The sequence below is a fragment of the Paenibacillus sp. NPDC093718 genome (assembly GCF_050279985.1).
Classification (GTDB): Bacteria; Bacillota; Bacilli; order Paenibacillales; family Paenibacillaceae; genus Paenibacillus_AQ.
Window position 1 is genome coordinate 261,263 of record NZ_JBNNUS010000004.1, and the last position, 20,044, is coordinate 281,306.

Consider the following 20,044-nt stretch of genomic DNA (forward strand, 5'->3'; position numbering starts at 1 on the left):
CATAGTGGCTTACTTTTTCTTATGATTAATAAGAAAAACTCTATCGACGTACTTTCACAGTAGACAGACCGCGTTTAGAGGAAGTTTTACTTGCGATTATCGAATTTGTTCAGCTTCGCTGAAAACTATAAATTTTATAATCTTAGCAATATACCTTGTTTTGAAACCCGCATTCGTGGTGAAATTACGTACAACAACTTAAATGACTCATACTCATACGCTGACAATTAAGCCATATATTTTTATGAACAAATCGATTATGAATTGTAGGAGTGACGATCCGACTTGGACCCCATACGAAGGATAAACAGAATTATATGTTCAACACTTGGCCTTCTTCTGATTGCTTCCTTTACGCATGTTCCCCTGGTGGACATCACCGATTCCGCTACGGCTACGCAGGGAATGGAAGCGTCTGAAGGGACTCTTCCATCGCCAACGCCGGTACCCAAGAGCCCGGAACCCGTTCGGTTGATGCTGGAGTCGAAACGCCATGTGTCTCTGCTTTCCTTGCATAACGTTACATGCCGCACGGATACCGATATGTTTCTGCTCCTCAAGCACATGATGCTAGACCCTTTAAAATTCCGGTCGAATTATGTTGACAGCCATGCATAGTAAGTGATGGTTATTAAAAAACTAATTCGGATCAGATAAAAAAGGATGTGTTTTGTTTGGATGACAGTATAGGCTTAAATTTATTCTTAGTCGCTGTGCTTATCGCAGCTACCGCTTTTTTCGTTATGACGGAATTTGCTATCATAAGACTTCGTCCCAGCCGGGTAGACCAATTGGTAATGGAAGGGCGTAAAGGCGCGCTTGCCGTCAAAAAGGTCACTTCGAATCTGGATGGATACCTGTCCGCGTGTCAGCTGGGAATTACCATTACGGCACTCGGTCTCGGCTGGCTCGGGGAACCGACCATCGAGAAGATTCTTCACCCGGTGTTTGATAACTTTGCAATTCCTGCGCCCATCGCATCGCTCATCTCGTTTTTGCTTGCATTTATTATCATGACTTATATTCACGTCGTTATCGGTGAACTTGCGCCGAAGACGATTGCCATTAATAAAGCGGAAGCCGTGTCGTTCCTCTGTGCGACACCTATTATCTGGTTTAACCGGATCATGTACCCGTTCATCTGGTTGCTGAACGGATCCGCCAACAAGATCGTTCGTCTGTTCGGCATGCATCCTGCCAGTGAGCACGAAGAAGCTCACTCGGAAGAAGAGCTCCGCATGATTCTGAGCGACAGCTATGAGAGCGGAAAGATCAATCAAGCCGAATACGGTTATGTAAGCCGAATTTTTGCTTTTGATGATATGCTTGCCAAGGAGATTATGGTACCCCGTACCGATATGATCTGCCTGTATGTCGATAAGCCGCTTGCCGCCAATCTGCAGATCATCAAGCGCGAGCAGTACACCCGTTTTCCGGTTGTACGCGGTGACAAGGACCAGATCGTCGGCATGGTGAACACCAAGCAGTTCTTCCTGGAGTTCGATGACAATTCCAACATCGACTTGACCAAGCTGATTCATCCGGCCATGACGGTATCCGAAGCGATTCCGATCAAGAAATTGCTTCGGAAAATGCAGCAGGAAGGCACGCATATGGCCATCCTGATCGATGAATACGGCGGCACCTCCGGGATGATCACCATCGAGGATATTCTGGAGGAGATCGTCGGCGAGATCCGCGACGAATTCGACGAGGATGAAGAACGCGAGTTGACCCAGCCTGAGCCGAACCGCATTATTGCCGACGGCAAGGTATCCATTAACCGGATCAACGACCTGCTTCACACCGACCTGAGCACCGATGATCTGGATACGATCGGCGGCTGGCTGTACGGACATAACTCCGAGCTTGCTAAGAGCGATACATGGAGTTACGGTGACCTGACGTTTACTGTCATCGAGAAGAAGACTCACCGCTACACGAAGCTCCAAATCGTTAAAGAAACAGCTGAGGCAGCTGCCGAAGCAGCAGCGGAAGAAGCAGCTGCCGTCGCGGCCGCAAGCGAAAACAACGAATAGATACCAACTAGCCAAGCCGCCATGCAGCCCTTACCGGGTTATGCATGGCGGCTATTCGTATGACGGAATAACATTTTAACACTTTAATAAGTTATAACTCTGCTGTAATATAGAAATAATCTAATTTCATACATATGGGGGGCAGCAAGTCATGAATCGTCAAATCGCTATCATTGGAAGCAGCGGCGGCAATCTGTACAATCTCGGCGGCAAAGACCCGCTCAAGCTGCTGGATGAGATATTGATGCAGCTGGAGAGCGCAGGCCTGTCCTGCGGGGCACTGCAGTTTATCGCTGCCCAGGTCTCCATGGATGCAGCCAAGGATACAACCCCTGCTGCGCTTTACAGCTGGAGCATTTCTCAAGGGGAGCCGGTCGTTATCGCGGAAGGTACGCTTCGGCAGGTCAATCAAGCGGCTGAACGGCTGGACCGGGAGATTGCCGAGCAGATTGAACTCGGCGAAATCGACGGCATTATCGTTATGAGTGCCGACCCTGAGGGCAGTAACCGGCACGCCATCGAGGCTGCTGCCAAGTTCCGGTTGCCCGTGACCGGTACTGGCGGAACTTCCATGGCCATTATACAGACCAAAGGCGCGCATGTCATCGCCGCCTCGGGTACAACCGGAACCACCAACCGAACCCGCGCGGTCACCTTTGTTACTTCCCTCAGCAAGCATTGGCGGCTTACATACCGGCCGGTCATCGGAAATGCAGCCGCGAACCTTCACGGGGCGTCCGGAAGCTCGTCGCCATGGCGGAGAATCAATATTCGAGGCACTATGATGGCATCCCTCCCCGGTTTCATCGGCATGGCCCTGATCCTGGCAGTCAGCAAAATCCCGGGGTTATCCTCGCTGACCGAGGTGTTTGATCTATTGATCAAGGCGCTGCCGGTCATCGTCGCTGTCATCGCAGCCAAACAGGTATCCGAACTGGACGAGGTATCCATCGTGGCAGGCATCGTCGCAGGCGTCCTCTCCGTAGAGGGGGGCATTATCGGAGGCATCATTGGCGGAATTGGCGCAGGAATCATCGTCCATTACATATTCCGTCAGTGCGTGGAGTGGCGTTTCCCCGCAACCACGGTCAACATTGTTGCAGGCGGTATATCGGGACTGATTGCCGGTCTGCTCGTTTATTTCCTCATTGCACCGATTGCGCTGAGTGCAGGGCAAGGCATCCGCTTCCTGATCGAAACGCTTGTCTCCTGGAGCCCGGCTATAGCCGGATTGATTGCAGGCCTGCTGATCTGGCCCGCGATCATTGGCGGCGTTTATCATGCGGCTATCCTGCCGATTGTACTGCTGGAGATGGAGACAACAAGCAACAGCTTCCTCGGCGCGGTCGATATGGTCGGTCTGGTGATGGTGTCCGCAGGAATCACGCTGGCCAATATTATCGCCCCGCGTGATAAGGGAGAAGCAGCCGTAGCGGCTCCCGGGTTTGCCATCAATATGGGTTTTGGCACCTTCGTTGAAGCCGCCTATCCCTTCATGTTTTCAAACAAGCTTGTGTTTGCTGGAGCGATTGCTTCCGCAGGTCTTGGCGGCATGCTCGTCGGTCTATTCGGCGTTCGGGGAACCGCTTACGTGCCGTCCTTCATCGGTCCCATCACATCGAATAACACCGTTGGCTTCTTGATCTCCATGGCAGCCAGCATGCTCTGCTCGTTCCTGATTACGTTCTTCGTAAACAAACTGTCCGGTTATCGGGATGCGAAAAACACCGTGAGCATGTAGGATATGGTCAGTTCCAATATGCAGGATTTTAGCTAACCAATTGGCCCGAAAAAGAGTTTATAATAATAGATAGGCTCCTATTTAGATGCCTATACCCATTCGGAAAACGGAAGGAGGTTATTATGATCGTGAAATTCAGAAGAATATCGCTGTTCGCACTGACAAGTGTCCTGCTGGCCGCTTCGCTAGTCTGGAACAGCGAACAAGCAGCCGCTAACGATGCAGAGGACTATTCCGTGAAGGCGGCAGGCACCCCCATGACAAACGTTCTTGTTCACAAAGGCAAAGCGTACGTTCCGCTCAAGTCCTTAGCCGATGCAATGGGGTATGAAATTTCCTATACGCTGAAGGAAGAGTTGGACAACTTTCATCAATATGACGTGAAGGCTGCGAACAATCCCCCGGTATCGATCTGGGGCAACGACAGATGGGGGTATACGATCGTTCGGCGGGCAACGCAAGAGATGAACGTGAACGATATCGACATTTATAAGCCGGCCAAGCTATGCCCCGAGGAATCGGATCATTGCAAGCTTGATGAGAGCAAGTATAACGGCCCTCTTTTCATCAAGAACACCCTCTACGTACCTGTCCGAGACATGGCCACAGCCTTAAATCTGAAGCTGACCATGAAGAAGACCCAGAAAGGGCGCATCATTCATCTGTCCCAGCGCTGAAGCTCCTATTCCCCCTAACGAATAAAAAAGCCAGGCAGAGTCACAAACTCCGCCTGGCTTTTAATCGGAATAGAGGTCATCCAATCCTCCAATTTTTCCATACTCCTCATTCCAGTCCTCTGATTTCAATGTCATCCGTGGACGTGATTTTCGAAATATCAAACTCTCTGAAAATATGGGTGCTCTGTTTCCCGTTCATATCCAAATCCTGCTCTAGCTTCTTCACACGGTCCGGCGTCTTCAAATCCGCCCCATAATATTCAATGTGAAGGTCCGTCTCCCCCGGCACCGTCACCGAAGGCAGCCGCCGAATCAGCTCCAGCACCCGTTCCTTCTCCTGCGCCAGATTGTCTGCCGTCAAATCCGCGAATACGATTAATCGGATATTCTGACTTACATTTCCACCGGCATTTGCGAGTTGGTTATAATTACGCTCAACCGTGTCGATATCGGCGTTGACAAAGGCATCCGCAAACGCCTGATCCGGATAGAGCTCAGCCAGCAGAGGTTTCAACCGGTCTCTCAGCTGCTGTCCCCAAAGCAGATTCAAATATGTATCATTCGATATGCTGGGAGGGCTGGCTTCATTACTGCTAAGCGTGAATTCCAGCTCAGGCGACTGTACCGGATGGGCTCTCAGATTGTATGAGCCGATGGCCCAGGTATAGTCCACGTCCGTTACCTTAAAGGGTTCGTTATACTTCTCCTCCAGATAGGACTCTGCCGCTTCTTGAACCACCCGTTTCTCCGCGGCCGTCTTCATGAAGGGAGCCGATCCATAGGTATACCCTGCGTATACGGCCCCGGCGAACAAGGCCAGTCCGATCACCGTCCGCACGATGATTTTCCAAGGAGAGGAGAGTTGGCGCCTCCGCTTCTCGTCGAACATCGGTTTCTTGGGCGATCGGTAGTTGAAGTAAATAACCGGTATTATCAGACCTATAATATGAAGCCCAATAGCTATCGGACCAATCAGCATGCCCAAAAATCCCAATGTCATGAAAAAAATAAACAAAGCCGCTCCCTGAAGCGCCATAAGCAGCGTTCCGCCTATAATCATGCCCGGCGTCCCGATATAAAACATCCCGAGCCCGGTGCAGATCAGAGAGAGCAGCGTGGCAATCCATTGATGTTTCTTCAAGTTATCATCCGTCCTTCATGCAAATGGTTTGTCAATCATGGTTAATATCCTGACACCCTATTATAACCGCTGCGGAGCTTGGAAAAAGAAAAAATCTAAAAGACCAAAACCCATTTCACCGTGGTGAAATGGGCTGGGGTCAACCGAGGCGTGTTTTCCGATCAAGCTCCAAACATGAGCCCTTACTCCTTCGGATGGATCATTTCTTCCGGACGAACGATCCGGTCAAAATCCTCTCCGCTTAACAGCCCGCTTGCCAGAGCCGCCTCGCGAAGCGTTGTCCCTTCTTTATGCGCTTTTTTTGCGATGGCCGCTGCATTCTCATATCCGATATGCGGATTCAGCGCTGTCACCAGCATCAGCGACCGCTCCATATTCGCACGGAGAACGTCAAGGTTGGCTTCGATGCCGACCGCGCAGTTCTGGTCGAATGAATCCATCGCATCCGACAGCAGGCGTACGGACTGCAAGAAGTTATAGATGATGACCGGTTTAAAGACATTAAGCTCAAAATTACCCTGGCTTGCTGCAAAACCGATCGTGGCATCGTTCCCCATCACTTGGCAGACCACCATCGTCAGTGCTTCGCTCTGGGTTGGGTTCACTTTCCCTGGCATAATAGAGCTGCCCGGTTCGTTGGCAGGGATCGAGATCTCGCCAATCCCGGAACGAGGACCGCTTGCCAGCCAGCGGACGTCGTTGGCAATCTTCATCAGATCGGCAGCCAATGCCTTCAGCGCCCCATGGGCAAATACAATCTCGTCATGGCTGGTCAGCGAATGGAACTTGTTGCTGGCCGACGTGTAGCTTTTTCCGATCTGCATGCTGATTTCAGCTGCCGTCATTTCTCCGAATTTCGGATGCGCGTTAATGCCGGTGCCGACGGCAGTACCGCCAATAGCCAGCTCACGCAGCGGTTCTACGGCGGAAGCCAGCATCAATTCACACTTCTCGAGCATCCGATGCCAGCCGCTGATTTCCTGTCCGAGGGTCAGCGGTGTGGCATCTTGAAGATGCGTGCGGCCGATTTTGATCAGGTCCTTATATTCATCGCTTTTCTTCTCGAGCGTTTTCTTCAAGCGGCGCAGCGCGGGCAGCACATGATCTTCCACGGCCACGACCGCGGCCATGTGCATCGCTGTCGGAAACGTATCGTTAGAGCTTTGGGATTTGTTGACGTCGTCGTTGGGATGAACGCGCAGGGCGCTGTCTTTTTGCTCAAGCAGCTGATTGGCCCGATTCGCAATGACTTCGTTCACGTTCATATTGGATTGCGTGCCGCTGCCGGTCTGCCATACCACCAGCGGAAAATGCTCATCCCACTTGCCGGCCACAATCTCGTCGGCGGCGGTCGTAATGGCATCCACTTTATCTGCGTCCAGCTTGCCAAGCTTGCCATTCACAATGGCCGCGCTTTTCTTCAATATCGCAAACGCCCGAATGATTTCCTTCGGCATCGTTTCGGTTCCAATCCGGAAATTCTCGGAACTGCGCTGTGTCTGCGCTGCCCATAGCTTATCCGCAGGCACTTTAATCTCACCCAGGGTATCCTTCTCAATACGATAATCCATCCCAACTTCCTCCTTTAACTTCCTTGAATATAAGCGCTTAATATTCCATCCCCCCTATTATGACATAGACTTGCCCAAGAAAAAAACAGACCGGATGCACAGCTGCGACTTTCATACGAACAGCCTTGACTCGGCTGCCTTCTAGGCTCGCTTGCTCGCCGTCATCTCACATGAAACAATGGCAGGTATCACACGATTCGCTGTGCTTCTTCAATCAAGCTAACGTTACTATTCCGGCTTCACAACAGCCACTGGAACCAGCGAGCATGCCCATCCGTCCGCGCGACCGTAAACTCGCTTCGCACGCCCCCGAGGATATAGTCCGCATGAAGATCGCCATCCTGCATATTGTTGTAGACATGCACGATATCGCGGACGCTTCCGATTTCATTCAAGTGATGCAGCAGCTTTTGCTTGGACGCCTCCGGAATCTGATTGGCCACATGCGTATGAAATACGCAAATAACGGCCCCCTCCGGGATGCCCTTCACGATATCGGGAAGTAGCGCGGTCCCATCCCCTTCCAGGAACTGTATCCCGGCCTGCTGCTTCAATACCTCCGCCGCATGCTCCAGCATGGATACCCTGTCGTGATTACCCGGCCAGATTAAAGACCGCAGCCACAAAAAGTGCTCCGGATTCCGCACGTCATTCACATGCAGATCGATCCCCATCCGATAGACGACCGGGGGAATGGAAGCTGGCAGGAACGGCGTCCGACCTCCCCTGATCTCCGATGTAATATGAACCTTCGACCCCGCCAGGCCGTAACGAACCGCGTCTCCATAGGAGTAGCTGTACTGATCCCACAGCAGCTGCAGTCCGGCACTGGTGCCTAGCTCCACCAAGGCAAGCGGCTTACGGACCTTGTCATAGATCGAGCAGAACACCGGATACAAATACGCACAGCGGCGGACTTCGTTTGTCTGCACCCGTTTACTCTCCAGAATCCTGATAATAGCTGCCTGATGCTGCAGCACAAATGAACGAAAATAGGGATAACAGGAGCTCATTTCCTTCGGATGCTCCACAATACCGGGGTAATACGCCCTCAGTTCCGGCCCCTCACCCTGTAGCAGCAAATATTGAACGGCGCCAAACAGCATATTGGGGACAGGCTGGCCTGCAGGAACAAACGCAGCGACTTGCAGCACCTCTTCATCATCGGCTATATGGCGAGCCAAGTACTCATAGAACACACTGGATCCCGGACATTCCCGTTCAGCAAAATGATGAAACACGTTGACCAACTGTTTCGATTCCATCCTACACCACACCCCTAAAGTTGTAATTAACCCTTTATCCTGCTTAAGACTAATGTTACATCTTTCCAGAAGGCGCGTGGATTCTGATCTTTTATCAGGCTTATAACAAAAAAAGAAGGCAACAAAAAGAAGAACCGCTCTCCTGAAAGGGCCGGTTCTTCTGCAGGCAAATCGCTATGGCTGTTTATATCGCCGGACGATCCAAACGGTACAAGTTCCGATACCGCGGATATCGCTGCATCAGCTCATCATGGGTACCCCGCATGACGATTTGACCGTCTTCCATGAAGAGAATCTCATCCATTCGCTCCACGCCGACCAGATGATGCGTCACCCAGATCAAGGTCCGGTCCTGCAGGCTGGCGAATATGGTGGACAGCAGCTCCCGCTCGGTTTTGGGATCCAGCCCGACCGTAGGCTCATCCAGAATGACAACGGGTGTTTTCTGCAGCAGGATTCGGGCCAAAGCCACGCGCTGGCGCTCTCCTCCGGAGAAACGCTGCCCGGCTTCCTGCATGCGGGTGCGAAGACCTTCCGGAAGGGAAGCCACCAACGGTTCTAGCCGTGCCAAAGCAACCGCGTCCCGTATTTCCGCTTCCGTGGCATCCGGCTGTCCGAGCCGGATGTTGTTTGCTAGCGTCGTATCGAACAAATGCGGACTCTGGTTCAACACCGAAATAACGGAAGATATCTCATCGCCAAACCGCACTGAATCCACTCCGCCTAAAGTCAGACTGCCCCCTGAGGGTGCCAGCACACCCTGAATCAGCTGCAGCAGGGTGGATTTACCGGCACCGGAGCGTCCGATGATGGCTACTTTGGCGCCGGGAGCAATATCCAGGGATACATCCATTAATGTAGACCCATCCCTACTCACACCGGATCGATACAGTCCGGATTCGCCGCCTGCTGCCTGATCATAACGGAAGCTGACGCCATCCGCCTTCACATGAACACCGCTGCTTATGACCGATTCGATCTCTCCCTTATTCAGCTGTTGCCCCCGATTCCGCTTCCCTTCAGATGTTTCGGCGCTTTCGATTGCCTGAAGTCTCGCGACCGATTGGCCGTACTGCGGAATCCGCTCCACGGCTTCGGATACCGGCAGGAATGCGTCCATTAACGGGAACACAACCAGCACAAAAGCCGCGATTAGCGTAACATCAATCGAGCCGTCCGCATACTGCCTTCCTGACCAATACACCATCGATACCACCGTCACGGCAACCACACATTGGCCGATAAAAGCCCGAAGACGCGACCAGCGCTTAAGCGAGCGGTCGGTCCGGTCGACCTCGGCTTCATGCGCCTCATAACCGGTCAGGAATTCCGTCTGCCGGCCGCTGACGTACCATTCATGAATGCCCAGTACCGCGTCGGTCAGCTTTTGGTAGAGGTTGCTGCGGGCCTGCTTCATCTCCCGGTTTTTCCGTTTGGTGAGCAGCAGGGAGACCAGCGGCAGTACCAGAATCAGCACCGCTACATATAGCGCGAGCAGAAGGGCAAATGCCGGGTCAAACAGGCCGACGGCCAGAATAACCCCGGCGTATAACACAAGCGCCACAATCGATGGAAAGACCGTTCGGATATAGACGTCCTGCAAATACTCGATATCATCGGAGAGCACGCCAAGCAGATCCCCGGTGCGGTACCGGGAGGACAAGCGGAGGGCTTGCGGTTCGAGAATACGGTACAGCCGCAGGCGCATCTGGGACAGGATGCGAAGAATCGTGTCATGCCCCACCAAGCGCTCCATGTAATGGATGACCGCGCGTCCGATGCCGAAGGTACGAACCCCTACGGTCGGCACGTATACCATTAGGATATTTTCCGGTCGCAGGGCAGACTTGGAGATCAAATACCCGGAGGTGAACATCAGCATCCCGGCGAACAGGATCGTGAGCACGCCAAGCATCACAATCAGCAGAAAACGCCAGAAGTTTGCCGTTACGTAAGGCCGAAACCACGATTCCTGCTTCATTGTAATCCCTCCATCTGCGATGTAATTAAGCCGTAATAGACACCCTGCAAGGCCATAAGCTCCTCATGGGATCCCGTTTCCGCCACCCGCCCCTGATGCAGAACGAGGATGTAATCCATATCCTGCATCCAGTGCAGTCTGTGCGTCGCGAGGAATACCCACTTATCTTGAAAAAGGGAAAGCATTGTCTCCTTCAGCTCGTATTCCGTCTCAATATCCAAATGGGCCGTTGGCTCATCCAGCAGCAGAACCCGCCTGCCGCCGAGCAGCGCTCTGGCCAAGGCCACGCGCTGTGCCTGACCGCCGCTTAAAGCGCGTCCGCCGCCGCCGATCATCTCCGCGAGTCCGCCGGGCAAGCTTTTTACCAGCTCCGACAGGCCGGCCGCCTCTACCGCCGCTTCCACTTGAGCCCTGGACGCCTCCGGCGCATAAAAGCGCACGTTCTCCTCCAAGGTTGCCCCGAACAAATACGGCTGCTGCGGCATGTAGGTGACCTCCGACCGCCACTCGGGCCGGTTCCAGTCCTCCAGCCTCACGCCGTTCAGCGCCATCGCTCCCGATGTTGGCACCATAAATCCGCCTAACAGCTCGATCAACGTGGATTTGCCGGCCCCGCTCTCCCCGACGATACCGATTTTGCGTTGACCCGGTATCCGGAAGCTGACATTCTCCAAGGAAGCCGGCCCTAACTTTTCGTGTCTGAGGCCGATTCCGGACAGCTCCAGCACGCTGCCCTTTTCCCATCGGAATGGTGGCTGCGGTCTGCGGCTGGGATCAGAGAAATTATTTTGAATTTTAAATGTTAGGCCCGTTGGGGTCCGTTCCATCGTTCCTGCTGCCGAGGTTTCAAACGCTTCGGTCGGTTCGAATGGACCCGCGTCGTTGACCGAACCCTCCGCAGCAACAGGCCCCGTGCTATCTTCCGATTCCGAACGCCCCTTCCGGCCCTCCCGAATCATGGATTGCATCGCCTCCCCTGCCTGCTTGCCGTCCAGCGTGGCGTGGAAGTCCGCTCCGACCATGCGCACCGGCAGGAAATACTCCGGTGCCAGGATCAGGATGAGCAGTGCGGGCAGCAGCTCCAGGCTGCCGTTAATGAGGCGCAAGCCTAAGTTTACCGCAACAGATGCCACGGACAGCATCGTAAAGAAATCCAGCGCGAAGGACGACAGAAAAGCCACGCGCAGCGTCCGCATGGTAGCTGCACGATACCCCTCGCTGACCTGCTGTATGCTCTCGCTGTGCTTGCGGCTCTGTCCAAGAAACTTCAGGGTAGTCAGACCTCTCAGGGAATCTACAAAATGATTGGACAGCATCCGGTAGGATTCCAGCTGCCGCTCGGTCTGCTTTCTCGCGGCAAGTCCCACGAGGATGAGAAATACGATCAGGATCGGCATGGTCACCAGCAGAATAATGCCCGAAATCCGGTCCGTCATGAACACGTACAGCCATACCAAAGCCGGGGTAATGCCCGCCCCCATCATGCGCGGTATGGTCAGCTCCGCATATTTGCGGAACTTGCCGATGCCCTCCAGCACAAGCGTAACCACATTGCCTGTTCCTTCCGACCGGACAAAGGACGGCCCATTCCGAAACAGCTCATTAAGCAGCTGCTTCCTCAGGCTCGTGCCCGTCTCCTCGGCAAAGCGCTGCGCGATTCCTTGCTGCACGGCCGAAATGCCGTGGCGTGCCAGAAATGCAAGCAGGAACAAGGAAATGGTCTCCCCCTGCTCCTGCAGCGTTGATCCCGCAAACAGGGCGGATACGGCTTCCGCCAGCCACTTGGCTTGCAGGAGGATGGCCATGCTCTGTGCCAGGGTACATACGGCGACAAGGAAGAATACCGTCTTGGCGCCTTTGTATCCCAGCAGATCTTTTCCCATCAGTACTCCAGATGCTCCTTCTCATGTACCCGTTTGTGGAAAACGAAGTAACTCCAAATTTGATAGCCTAATACGAATGGCAGCAGCGTTACCGCCACAATCGTCATAATCTTCAGGGAATACGGTCCGGAGGCCGCATTATAAATGGTCAGGTCAAATGCTGCATTGATGGAGCTGACCATCACGCGCGGGAACAAGCCCACGAACACGGACGTTACCAGCAGGGCGATAACCGCCCCGGTCATCCCGAAAGCCCAGCCGTCCCGCTTGATGTTCATGAAATATCCGCCCAGCAGGAATGCGAGCAAAGCCAGCACCAGCAGCACGGTTAACATCACGCCACGCTTCTCGAAGATATCGGTCATGAAATACGTCATCACCCCGAATGCCACGAACAGGGCCGCTACGGGAAGCAGGAGTCTCCGGGCCATACGGCGCGCCCGTTCCTGAAGATCCCCCATCGTGCGCAATGTTGTGAACATCAAGCCATGCAGCAGGCAGAGCATCACCATCGTCAGTCCGCCAACCACAGTATAGCCATTCACAACATCAAACAATCCGGCATGCAGCTGCATCTCCTCGTTAATGGGGAGCCCCTGAATCAGGCAGGCAAAAACAACGCCGAGCAGGAATGGCGGAAGCACGCTGCCGGTGAAGATCGCACCGTCCCACACCCGTTTCCAGCGGACATCGCCCACCTTGCCGCGGAATTCAAAGGCCACCCCGCGTCCGATCAAGGCCAGCAGAAGAAAGACAAGCGGAATGTAGAATCCGCTGAACAGCGTAGCATACCAGTTCGGGAAGGCGGCGAACATGGCGCCGCCTGCCGTCAACAGCCAGACCTCGTTGGCGTCCCAGAACGGGCCGATCGAGTTGATCAGCACCCGGCGCTGGGTATCATTTTTGGCCAGCAGCTGCGTGGACATCCCGACCCCGAAGTCGAAGCCCTCCAAGAAGAAGAACCCGATAAACAATACGGCAACGAGCACAAACCACAGTTCGTTAAGAGACAGCATTGTAGCCCTCCTTATTAAACGGATCGCTTGCGTGGTGGTCATCTTCCTCCGCCGCATACGGTCCTTTCTTAATGACTTTGATGAACAGATACGCCATGACGGCTGCCAGCACCGCATAAATAGCGGTAAACATGATGAGCGAGAACAGAATCGAGCCGGCGCTGACGTTCGGTGAAACACTGTTCTCCGTGGTGATCAGTCCGAATACCGTCCAAGGCTGGCGGCCGATCTCCGTCATGATCCATCCCGACGTATTGGCAATGAACGGCAGCGAGATGCCGAACAGCATCAGTCTGAGGAACCACTTACCGGCCTTCTCGACCTTTTTACGCAGCATCAGCCACGCTCCGTACAATCCCAGCAGAATCATGATGCTGCCGGCGGCCACCATAATCCGGAAGCTCCAGAACGTAGTACGGACCGGCGGGATATAGTCTCCAGGGCCATACTCCTGCTCATACTGTGCTTGCAGCTCCTTCATTCCGATGACTTCCCCGGAAAATTTGCTGTAGGACAAAAAGCTGAGCAAATACGGGATTTTGAACTCCATCGTATTCTCCTGCTTATCCGGATCAATGGCCGCAATGACCGTCCAAGGCGCAGGATCGTCACTCGTTTCCCACAAGCTCTCGGCTGCGGCCATCTTCATCGGCTGCGTATCCACCAGATACTGCGCCTGCTGGTGACCGAATACTGCTACCAGAATGGAGGTGATGAGGCCAATCACGATGGCGATGTGAAATGATTTCTTAAAGAAATCCAAATCCTGCTTCTTCAACAGCTTGTAGGCACTCACACCTGCTACGAGGAACGCCCCGGTTGCCAAGGCTCCGAAGATCGTATGCGGGAACTCCACCAGCAGCTGACCGTTCGTAATCAGTGCGAAGAAATCGTTCATCTCCGCCCGCCCATTGTTCATCTCGAACCCGACGGGACGCTGCATGAACGAATTCGCAGCCAGAATCCAGAAGGCGGACATCAGGGTCCCGAAGGACACCAGCCAGATACTGAGCAGATGGACCTTCTTCGATAAACGGTCCCAACCGAATATCCACAGTCCGATAAACGTCGACTCGAGGAAAAACGCCAGCAGAGCTTCGATGGCAAGCGGTGCGCCAAACACGTCTCCGACAAAGCGCGAGTAATCCGACCAGTTCATGCCGAACTGGAATTCCTGCAGAATCCCTGTCACAACCCCGACCGCAAAATTAATCAGGAACAGCTTTCCCCAGAACTTGGCCATTTTCTTGTAGACTTCCTGACCTTTAACAACATACATCGTCTCCATGATGGCAATCAGAAACGCCAATCCGATGGACAACGGTACGAAAATAAAGTGAAAAATGGTTGTCGATGCGAACTGAATTCGCGCCAGCATAACCGGATCCATATCAGATACCCCTTCCTTTAGCTCACGTGATCACTTCAAATTTGATTCTTTTTGTATTGTCGCAGACCACGTCACAAAGGATTGTGATAAACATCACAATACCAGGACTGAAACCGGGGCAAAAAGTTATAAATTTGTGACGAAAATCACTAAGTGAACAACGGTATAACTGAGTACCGAAAAAATGGAACCCGCTCGCTTTCTCTGCCCGCGGCCAAAACTTTGTATTTACAAAAAAGCAGGTTCGCCATCAGGCCAACCTGCTTCGATATATCTGCACCCTTATTGAACCGCGCCAATCTCGGTCTCGATGAGCTTGAATTCCGTTACGTCCGCGATCCCGCGGTTGGTAATGCGAATTTCCGGAATCACCGGCAGCGCAATGAGCGAGAAGGTCATGAACGGGGCATGAATGAAGCATCCGAGCTCCTTCCAAGCCTCCTCCAAAGCAGCGACTTCCTCCGCTACGATCTCAACCGGACGGTCCGCCAGCAAACCGGCAATCGGCATCGCCACCTTCGCCAGCACCTTGCCGTCCCTTACCACGATCATGCCGCCTCCGCACGCCGCCAGCTCATTCGCCGCGAGTGCCATATCCTCGGCATTCGTGCCCATCACCAGCAGATTGTGACTGTCGTGCGCTACCGTGGACGCAACCGCGCCGGACTTGAGTCCGAAGCCGCTCGCAAAACCGAGTGAGATTTGCCCGGTTGCGCTGTGGCGCTCGATGCATGCCAGCTGAACCACGTCTTGATTCAGGTCCGGCTGGATGACGCCCTGCTCCACGGAGAGCACCGCGGTCATTTTGGCGGTACGGGCGCTGTTCTCGATGACGCGCACCACATTCACTTCCGTGCGCGTTGCATTGAATTTGCTGCGCAGCAGAAAGTCATCCGCAGTAAGCGAACGCTGCAGCCGAACCGAATTAAAGGCTTTTTTCGGGTATTGATATACCGGGAACGCCTTCACGAGCCGGCCGTTCTCTGCAACCACTTCGCCATCCGTGATCACAACAGAAGGTACCATGCTCAACAGATCATCAATCAGCAGAATATCCGCCGTTTTGCCAGGTGAAATGCTGCCAAGCTCCATGTCCATCCCGAAATAACGAGCGACGTTGATCGTTCCAAGCTGGATCGCCGTAACCGGGTCCACGCCCTCTTCCATAGCGCGGCGGACTACATGGTTCATATGTCCGAGTCTCAGCAGCGTCTGCGGATACACATCATCCGTAACCAGAGAAATATTGTCTGTACGAACCTTATCTTCCGTTATGACCTTAACAACTTCCTTCACATCCTGCCAAGCCGAACCCTCGCGGATCATCAGGTGCATGCCGAGGCGAACCTTCTCCAAAGCCTGCTCTCGGGTTACCGTCTCATGATCGGAGCTTACGCCGGTTGCCATATATGCCTGCAGCATCCGGTCATCCTCGGCCGGAAAATGCCCCGTCACCGTCTTGCCCGCACGCAGCGTGGCCTCGATCTCTCCGCTCATGGTCGGATCGCCGTACACGACGCCCGGAAAGTTCATCACTTCGCCAAGCCCGGCGACACCGGGCCAAGTCAGTCCTTCCTCAATGTCGGCTACGCCCAGCTGCGCCCCTGCATCCTCCAGATCAAACGTCGCCGGTACGCAGGAAGGAATGGTGGTGAACACCTTCATCGGCAGCTGCTGCCCTTCCTCGTGCATCCAGCGAACACCCTCCATGCCGAATACGTTGGCAATCTCATGGGGATCCATATAAACCCCGGTCGTTCCGCTAACGATTGCCGCCTTGGCAAACTCGGTCACGGTGAGCATTGTGCTCTCCACATGCATATGACCGTCGAGCAGACCAGGCGAGATAAACCGGCCATTCGCTTCGATCACCTGCGTCCCTTCCCCAATCGTATGATCGGCGTTGCCGATATAAGCGATGCGCCCGTACGCCATCGCCACGTCCATCCGTTCCTGAAGCTCGCCCGTGAACACATTGACCAGCGTGCCGTTTTTGATGACCAGATCGGCTGGCTCTTGTCCTAACGCAACCTTCCCCAGCTGCCGGCTGACCTCGTATCGTTTCTGTCTCTGGATTGAACTCATGATGATTGCACGCTCCCCTTTTATAATTGAACGGTAAGAATACAAAATCGATCCGCTGTATAACACGCCAAACACCCCGGGCAGCGTATCTGCCCGGGGTGCCTGTACTTATATCCATAGAGGAAGAGAAGTCCCGTGCATCAGCAATGGTATGCTATCTAGTCTGCACATCACCTCATCCGTTAAAACCTGCTGGATTCCAATCAAGATGATTTTCTAGCCCGGCTTCAATAATTGCGAAGCTGGGCTAGGTGGTGAGATTCTCATACCTTCATGTAGTCAAGTCATTTACGGTAACCTGGTAGAAACGCCTGGGCCCTATTCCCCGGCATATACATCAAGATTTGATTTTGAAAAAAACGTACCCTTCCATTCTTTTCGTTTCATTTGTTGTATGAATTATAATCCTCCTGCCCGAGAAGTCAAGCCATTGGAAGGAACTGTACATCTCACCCCTGCCGCTCAAGCCAATTTCTGTCCCATTCTCTGTACACGCTCAAGCCAATTTCCGTCCCATTCTGTGTACACGCTCAAGCCATTGCTTTCTTGCCACTTCAGGCATTTTGCGAAGCTGTGTAATGTTCGTGGCACGCACACTGCCTACGCCGCAAAACTTCAGAATGGAATGTTTCATCATTTGATGCCCCGGCTGGCCGAGATAGAAACGGTAGTAGACGTACGGCGAATCCATCGTGACGATCAGACGGGCCGTTTTCCCTTTGAGCAGCTGCTCCGGCAAGGGCGAGTTCCGGCGGTACTTAAAGGCAAAGCCCGGCAAAAACACCCGGTCGATGAACCCCTTTAGCAGCGCCGGCATGCCGCCCCACCAATTCGGGTACACAAACACAAGGTGATCCGCCCAAGAGATCAGTTCCTGCGCTTTTTGCAGATCCGGCTCCAACGGTTGTTCACCCTTATAGCCGCCGGAGAGATTCAGGTCGAACTCCATCTCCGCAAGCACGAGCTCCCGCACCTCCGCCCCGGATTCGGCCGCCCCCCTCGCATAGACCTCTGCCAGCTGGCTGCCATAGCTGTTCGCAATGGGATTGCCTTGAATAATTAAAACCTTTTTCATATGTTTCTTCCCCCTCATAATTTGGTTAACAATCACTAACCTGATGGTAAAAAGAAAAGGTCACGCCGGACCTTTTCCCAAACCTGTTAATGCCAATAAATGCGCCGTCACTTCAGGTGCCAGCGGCGACAAAGGTTCCTCCAGCTCCCCTTGCATCGTTGAGATTGCCAGCTGGCTGAATGCACCGATGATCAACACAGCGGTTAATCGCGTATTCTGCGGCGGAATATCCCGCTGCAAGACCGCCTGCTCAAGCAGATCATGCAAGGCGTCCAGCGGCTGGCGTCCTCTGCTCTTGAGCACCTCCGTAAACAGCTCGTGATGCTGGGATAAGAGCAGCAAGCCGTATTTATCCTCGTCATACGAAGCCAGTACCCGGGTGACGAGGGCCGACAGCCGGTCTGTAAACAAGCCGGGGCGGGACGCATAATCATCCACCAGACGCGTATAACTGCTGCAGTATTCCTCGAACGCCTCCGCTGCCACGGCATCCTTATTCGTAAAATGCTTATAGATCGCCGCATCCGTTACGCCTGCCGCCGCGCCGATCTCCTTCACCGATACGCCGTCCACGCCCTTCTCGGCGAAGAGCTTCATGGCAGCCTGCAAAATATCCTTCTTCTTGCTATCGAAATGTGGTTTCTTTTTCATGCTCATATCATAAGTCAACACTAACCAAATTGCAATAACCAATGCAAAAAAGAGGCCCCCCCCCTTACCTGGAGTGCCTCTCCATTCATATTTCTTAAGCTTCCCGTCGCCTAAAACGCAAGCTCAGCCTTTTTTGGCCATGGGCTCAATCTCATGCCATGCTAAACTCCGGCTTCGACGGGAGCCGCCTTTACCTTTTTGCCGTACAGCAGCATAAGCGGGATGCTGATCCCAAATGCGCCGGCAACTAGCAAGAACGGAATTCTCGGATCGACACCATATGCCCAGCCGCCAATGATGCCGGATGGCGAAATGACAATAAGGATGAGCACCTGGAGCAGCGCGAATATTTTGGCGCGGTTCTCATCGTCTATGGCATTGGCCACCGCAGTCTCCAAGTATGGGTACGTCATCATGGTGCCGATTGCGGCAATGACGGTGCTCAAGCTCAGCACCAGCAGATCCCCTTGCGGCGCAAACACCAGTATGACATTGGACAATACCGATATAACGAACCCCCATACCATCGTCCGGTGCACATGCTGCTCCCCGATTCGGGGCATGATCCACCGCATGAATATGAGCATAATAACGGAGGAGAATGCCGGGAAGACCGAGATCAGGCCGCTGCCCAAATGCAAATATTCCACCATGAAAATGGAGACGTAGGTTGTCTTCACCGTCATCTGAAAATTAAATAATATATACACGCCGAAGATCATTAGCAGCAGCGGATTTCCGAGCATGCTCTTCATCACCGAAGCATAGTCGGACATCCCTTCCCGCAGGCTCATTGCCTTCGTTTCTTTCATCTTGCGGTAACCGATATCCGTCTCCCTTGTCGCATAGTGGCGCCCGATGAACTGGATCGTCATCAGGATACAAGCCAGCACGAACATGATGCGCACCCCGGGCACCAGCGTGAAATGATACACCAGCAGCCCTCCAATCGGTGCAAACAAGCCGCCGACAACACTAATCAGCTGCAGCAGCGTAAAGACATAGGTCCGCTCCTTCGGCGCGGTGTCCTCCACCAGCAGACAGTAAAAGGCGGTATGCGGCACCTTCTGAAAGCCGTTGATGACGGCCGCGACCACAAAAAACCAGAAGTTCTGCGAGACCGCCCAGAGCAGCGTAGCCACGGTCCAGCTTAGTACGTCGAAGTACAGCAGCGCTTTTTTTCTGCCTAAACGGTCCGTTAAATACCCGCTGAGAAACGAAGAAAGCACCTGCACAAGCAAACCGATGGAGGTAATCCAGCCGATTCCCGTCTCGGTTACCCCAAGTTGGTACATGTAGATCGAGGTGTACGTCGTGAACATGCTGTAAGGGATAAGAAACAGCGGCTCGTAAACGAGACAGCCTCGCGCATTGCCAGTCAATTGCCGAAACGAAGTAGAACCCATAATATCCTCCGGACCTGAAGTGTAGTCGTTGCTTAGCCATTATAGCGCAACCGGGCCTGCAGCAGGATAGGAATGTTGAAGGATTTTTGAGGCGATTCGGGAAATGCCGATCCAATCAGCAAG

General features: G+C 53.4%; 14 protein-coding genes and 1 riboswitch. Of the genes, 3 read left to right on the top strand and 11 right to left on the bottom strand.

Features of this window, described 5'->3' with window-relative positions; translation table 11 throughout:
• Nucleotides 1–674 precede the first annotated feature (674 nt).
• The 3 genes from ACQKPA_RS14075 (at nucleotide 675) to ACQKPA_RS14085 (ending at nucleotide 4,457) form a co-directional block, all read left to right on the top strand.
• On the top strand, nucleotides 675–2,039 hold the full coding sequence (locus ACQKPA_RS14075; RefSeq protein ID WP_427493142.1) for a hemolysin family protein: 1,365 nt from the start codon (nucleotides 675–677) through the stop codon (nucleotides 2,037–2,039).
• A 151-nt stretch (nucleotides 2,040–2,190) separates the two neighbouring features.
• Nucleotides 2,191–3,780 (top strand): PTS sugar transporter, encoded by a 1,590-nt coding sequence (locus ACQKPA_RS14080; protein ID WP_427493144.1) that lies wholly within the window; start codon nucleotides 2,191–2,193, stop codon nucleotides 3,778–3,780.
• A gap of 122 nt (nucleotides 3,781–3,902) precedes the next feature.
• A complete protein-coding gene (locus tag ACQKPA_RS14085) occupies nucleotides 3,903–4,457 on the top strand; it encodes a hypothetical protein (RefSeq protein WP_427493146.1) in 555 nt (184 codons plus the stop codon).
• 106 nt (nucleotides 4,458–4,563) lie between these two features.
• Here the strand turns inward: ACQKPA_RS14085 and ACQKPA_RS14090 are convergent, their stop codons facing one another.
• The 11 genes from ACQKPA_RS14090 to ACQKPA_RS14140 form a co-directional block, all read right to left on the bottom strand.
• Complete coding sequence (locus tag ACQKPA_RS14090) at nucleotides 4,564–5,598, bottom strand: hypothetical protein (RefSeq protein ID WP_427493148.1); 1,035 nt, start codon at nucleotides 5,596–5,598, stop codon at nucleotides 4,564–4,566.
• Nucleotides 5,599–5,780: 182 nt separating this feature from the next.
• On the bottom strand, nucleotides 5,781–7,169 hold the full coding sequence (gene fumC, locus ACQKPA_RS14095) for a class II fumarate hydratase (protein WP_427493150.1): 1,389 nt from the start codon (nucleotides 7,167–7,169) through the stop codon (nucleotides 5,781–5,783).
• A 239-nt stretch (nucleotides 7,170–7,408) separates the two neighbouring features.
• Complete coding sequence (locus ACQKPA_RS14100; protein WP_427493152.1) at nucleotides 7,409–8,434, bottom strand: DUF2332 domain-containing protein; 1,026 nt, start codon at nucleotides 8,432–8,434, stop codon at nucleotides 7,409–7,411.
• Nucleotides 8,435–8,618: 184 nt separating this feature from the next.
• Nucleotides 8,619–10,415: a thiol reductant ABC exporter subunit CydC gene (gene cydC / locus ACQKPA_RS14105; RefSeq protein ID WP_427493154.1), complete on the bottom strand. Its 1,797-nt coding sequence runs from the start codon at nucleotides 10,413–10,415 to the stop codon at nucleotides 8,619–8,621.
• Nucleotides 10,412–12,298, bottom strand: coding sequence for a thiol reductant ABC exporter subunit CydD (gene cydD, locus ACQKPA_RS14110; protein ID WP_427493156.1), 1,887 nt, complete (start codon nucleotides 12,296–12,298; stop codon nucleotides 10,412–10,414). Before cydD ends, cydC begins: the two co-directional genes overlap by 4 nt.
• Nucleotides 12,298–13,314, bottom strand: a complete 1,017-nt coding sequence (cydB, locus tag ACQKPA_RS14115) for a cytochrome d ubiquinol oxidase subunit II (protein WP_427493158.1) — start codon at nucleotides 13,312–13,314, stop codon at nucleotides 12,298–12,300. The genes cydD and cydB overlap by 1 nt, the downstream gene beginning before the upstream one ends.
• Nucleotides 13,301–14,704, bottom strand: coding sequence for a cytochrome ubiquinol oxidase subunit I (locus ACQKPA_RS14120; protein ID WP_427493160.1), 1,404 nt, complete (start codon nucleotides 14,702–14,704; stop codon nucleotides 13,301–13,303). Before ACQKPA_RS14120 ends, cydB begins: the two co-directional genes overlap by 14 nt.
• A gap of 282 nt (nucleotides 14,705–14,986) precedes the next feature.
• On the bottom strand, nucleotides 14,987–16,789 hold the full coding sequence (gene ade, locus ACQKPA_RS14125) for an adenine deaminase (RefSeq protein ID WP_427493162.1): 1,803 nt from the start codon (nucleotides 16,787–16,789) through the stop codon (nucleotides 14,987–14,989).
• 256 nt (nucleotides 16,790–17,045) lie between these two features.
• Nucleotides 17,046–17,147: riboswitch (purine riboswitch) on the bottom strand.
• Between the two features lie 138 nt (nucleotides 17,148–17,285).
• Nucleotides 17,286–17,864 (bottom strand): NAD(P)H-dependent oxidoreductase, encoded by a 579-nt coding sequence (locus tag ACQKPA_RS14130; protein ID WP_427493164.1) that lies wholly within the window; start codon nucleotides 17,862–17,864, stop codon nucleotides 17,286–17,288.
• 60 nt (nucleotides 17,865–17,924) lie between these two features.
• Nucleotides 17,925–18,515 carry a TetR/AcrR family transcriptional regulator gene (locus ACQKPA_RS14135; protein ID WP_427493166.1) on the bottom strand — a complete coding sequence of 197 codons (591 nt, stop codon included), beginning with the start codon at nucleotides 18,513–18,515 and terminating at the stop codon, nucleotides 17,925–17,927.
• Between the two features lie 161 nt (nucleotides 18,516–18,676).
• On the bottom strand, nucleotides 18,677–19,921 hold the full coding sequence (locus ACQKPA_RS14140; protein WP_427493168.1) for an MFS transporter: 1,245 nt from the start codon (nucleotides 19,919–19,921) through the stop codon (nucleotides 18,677–18,679).
• Between the last annotated feature and the right edge of the window lie 123 nt (nucleotides 19,922–20,044).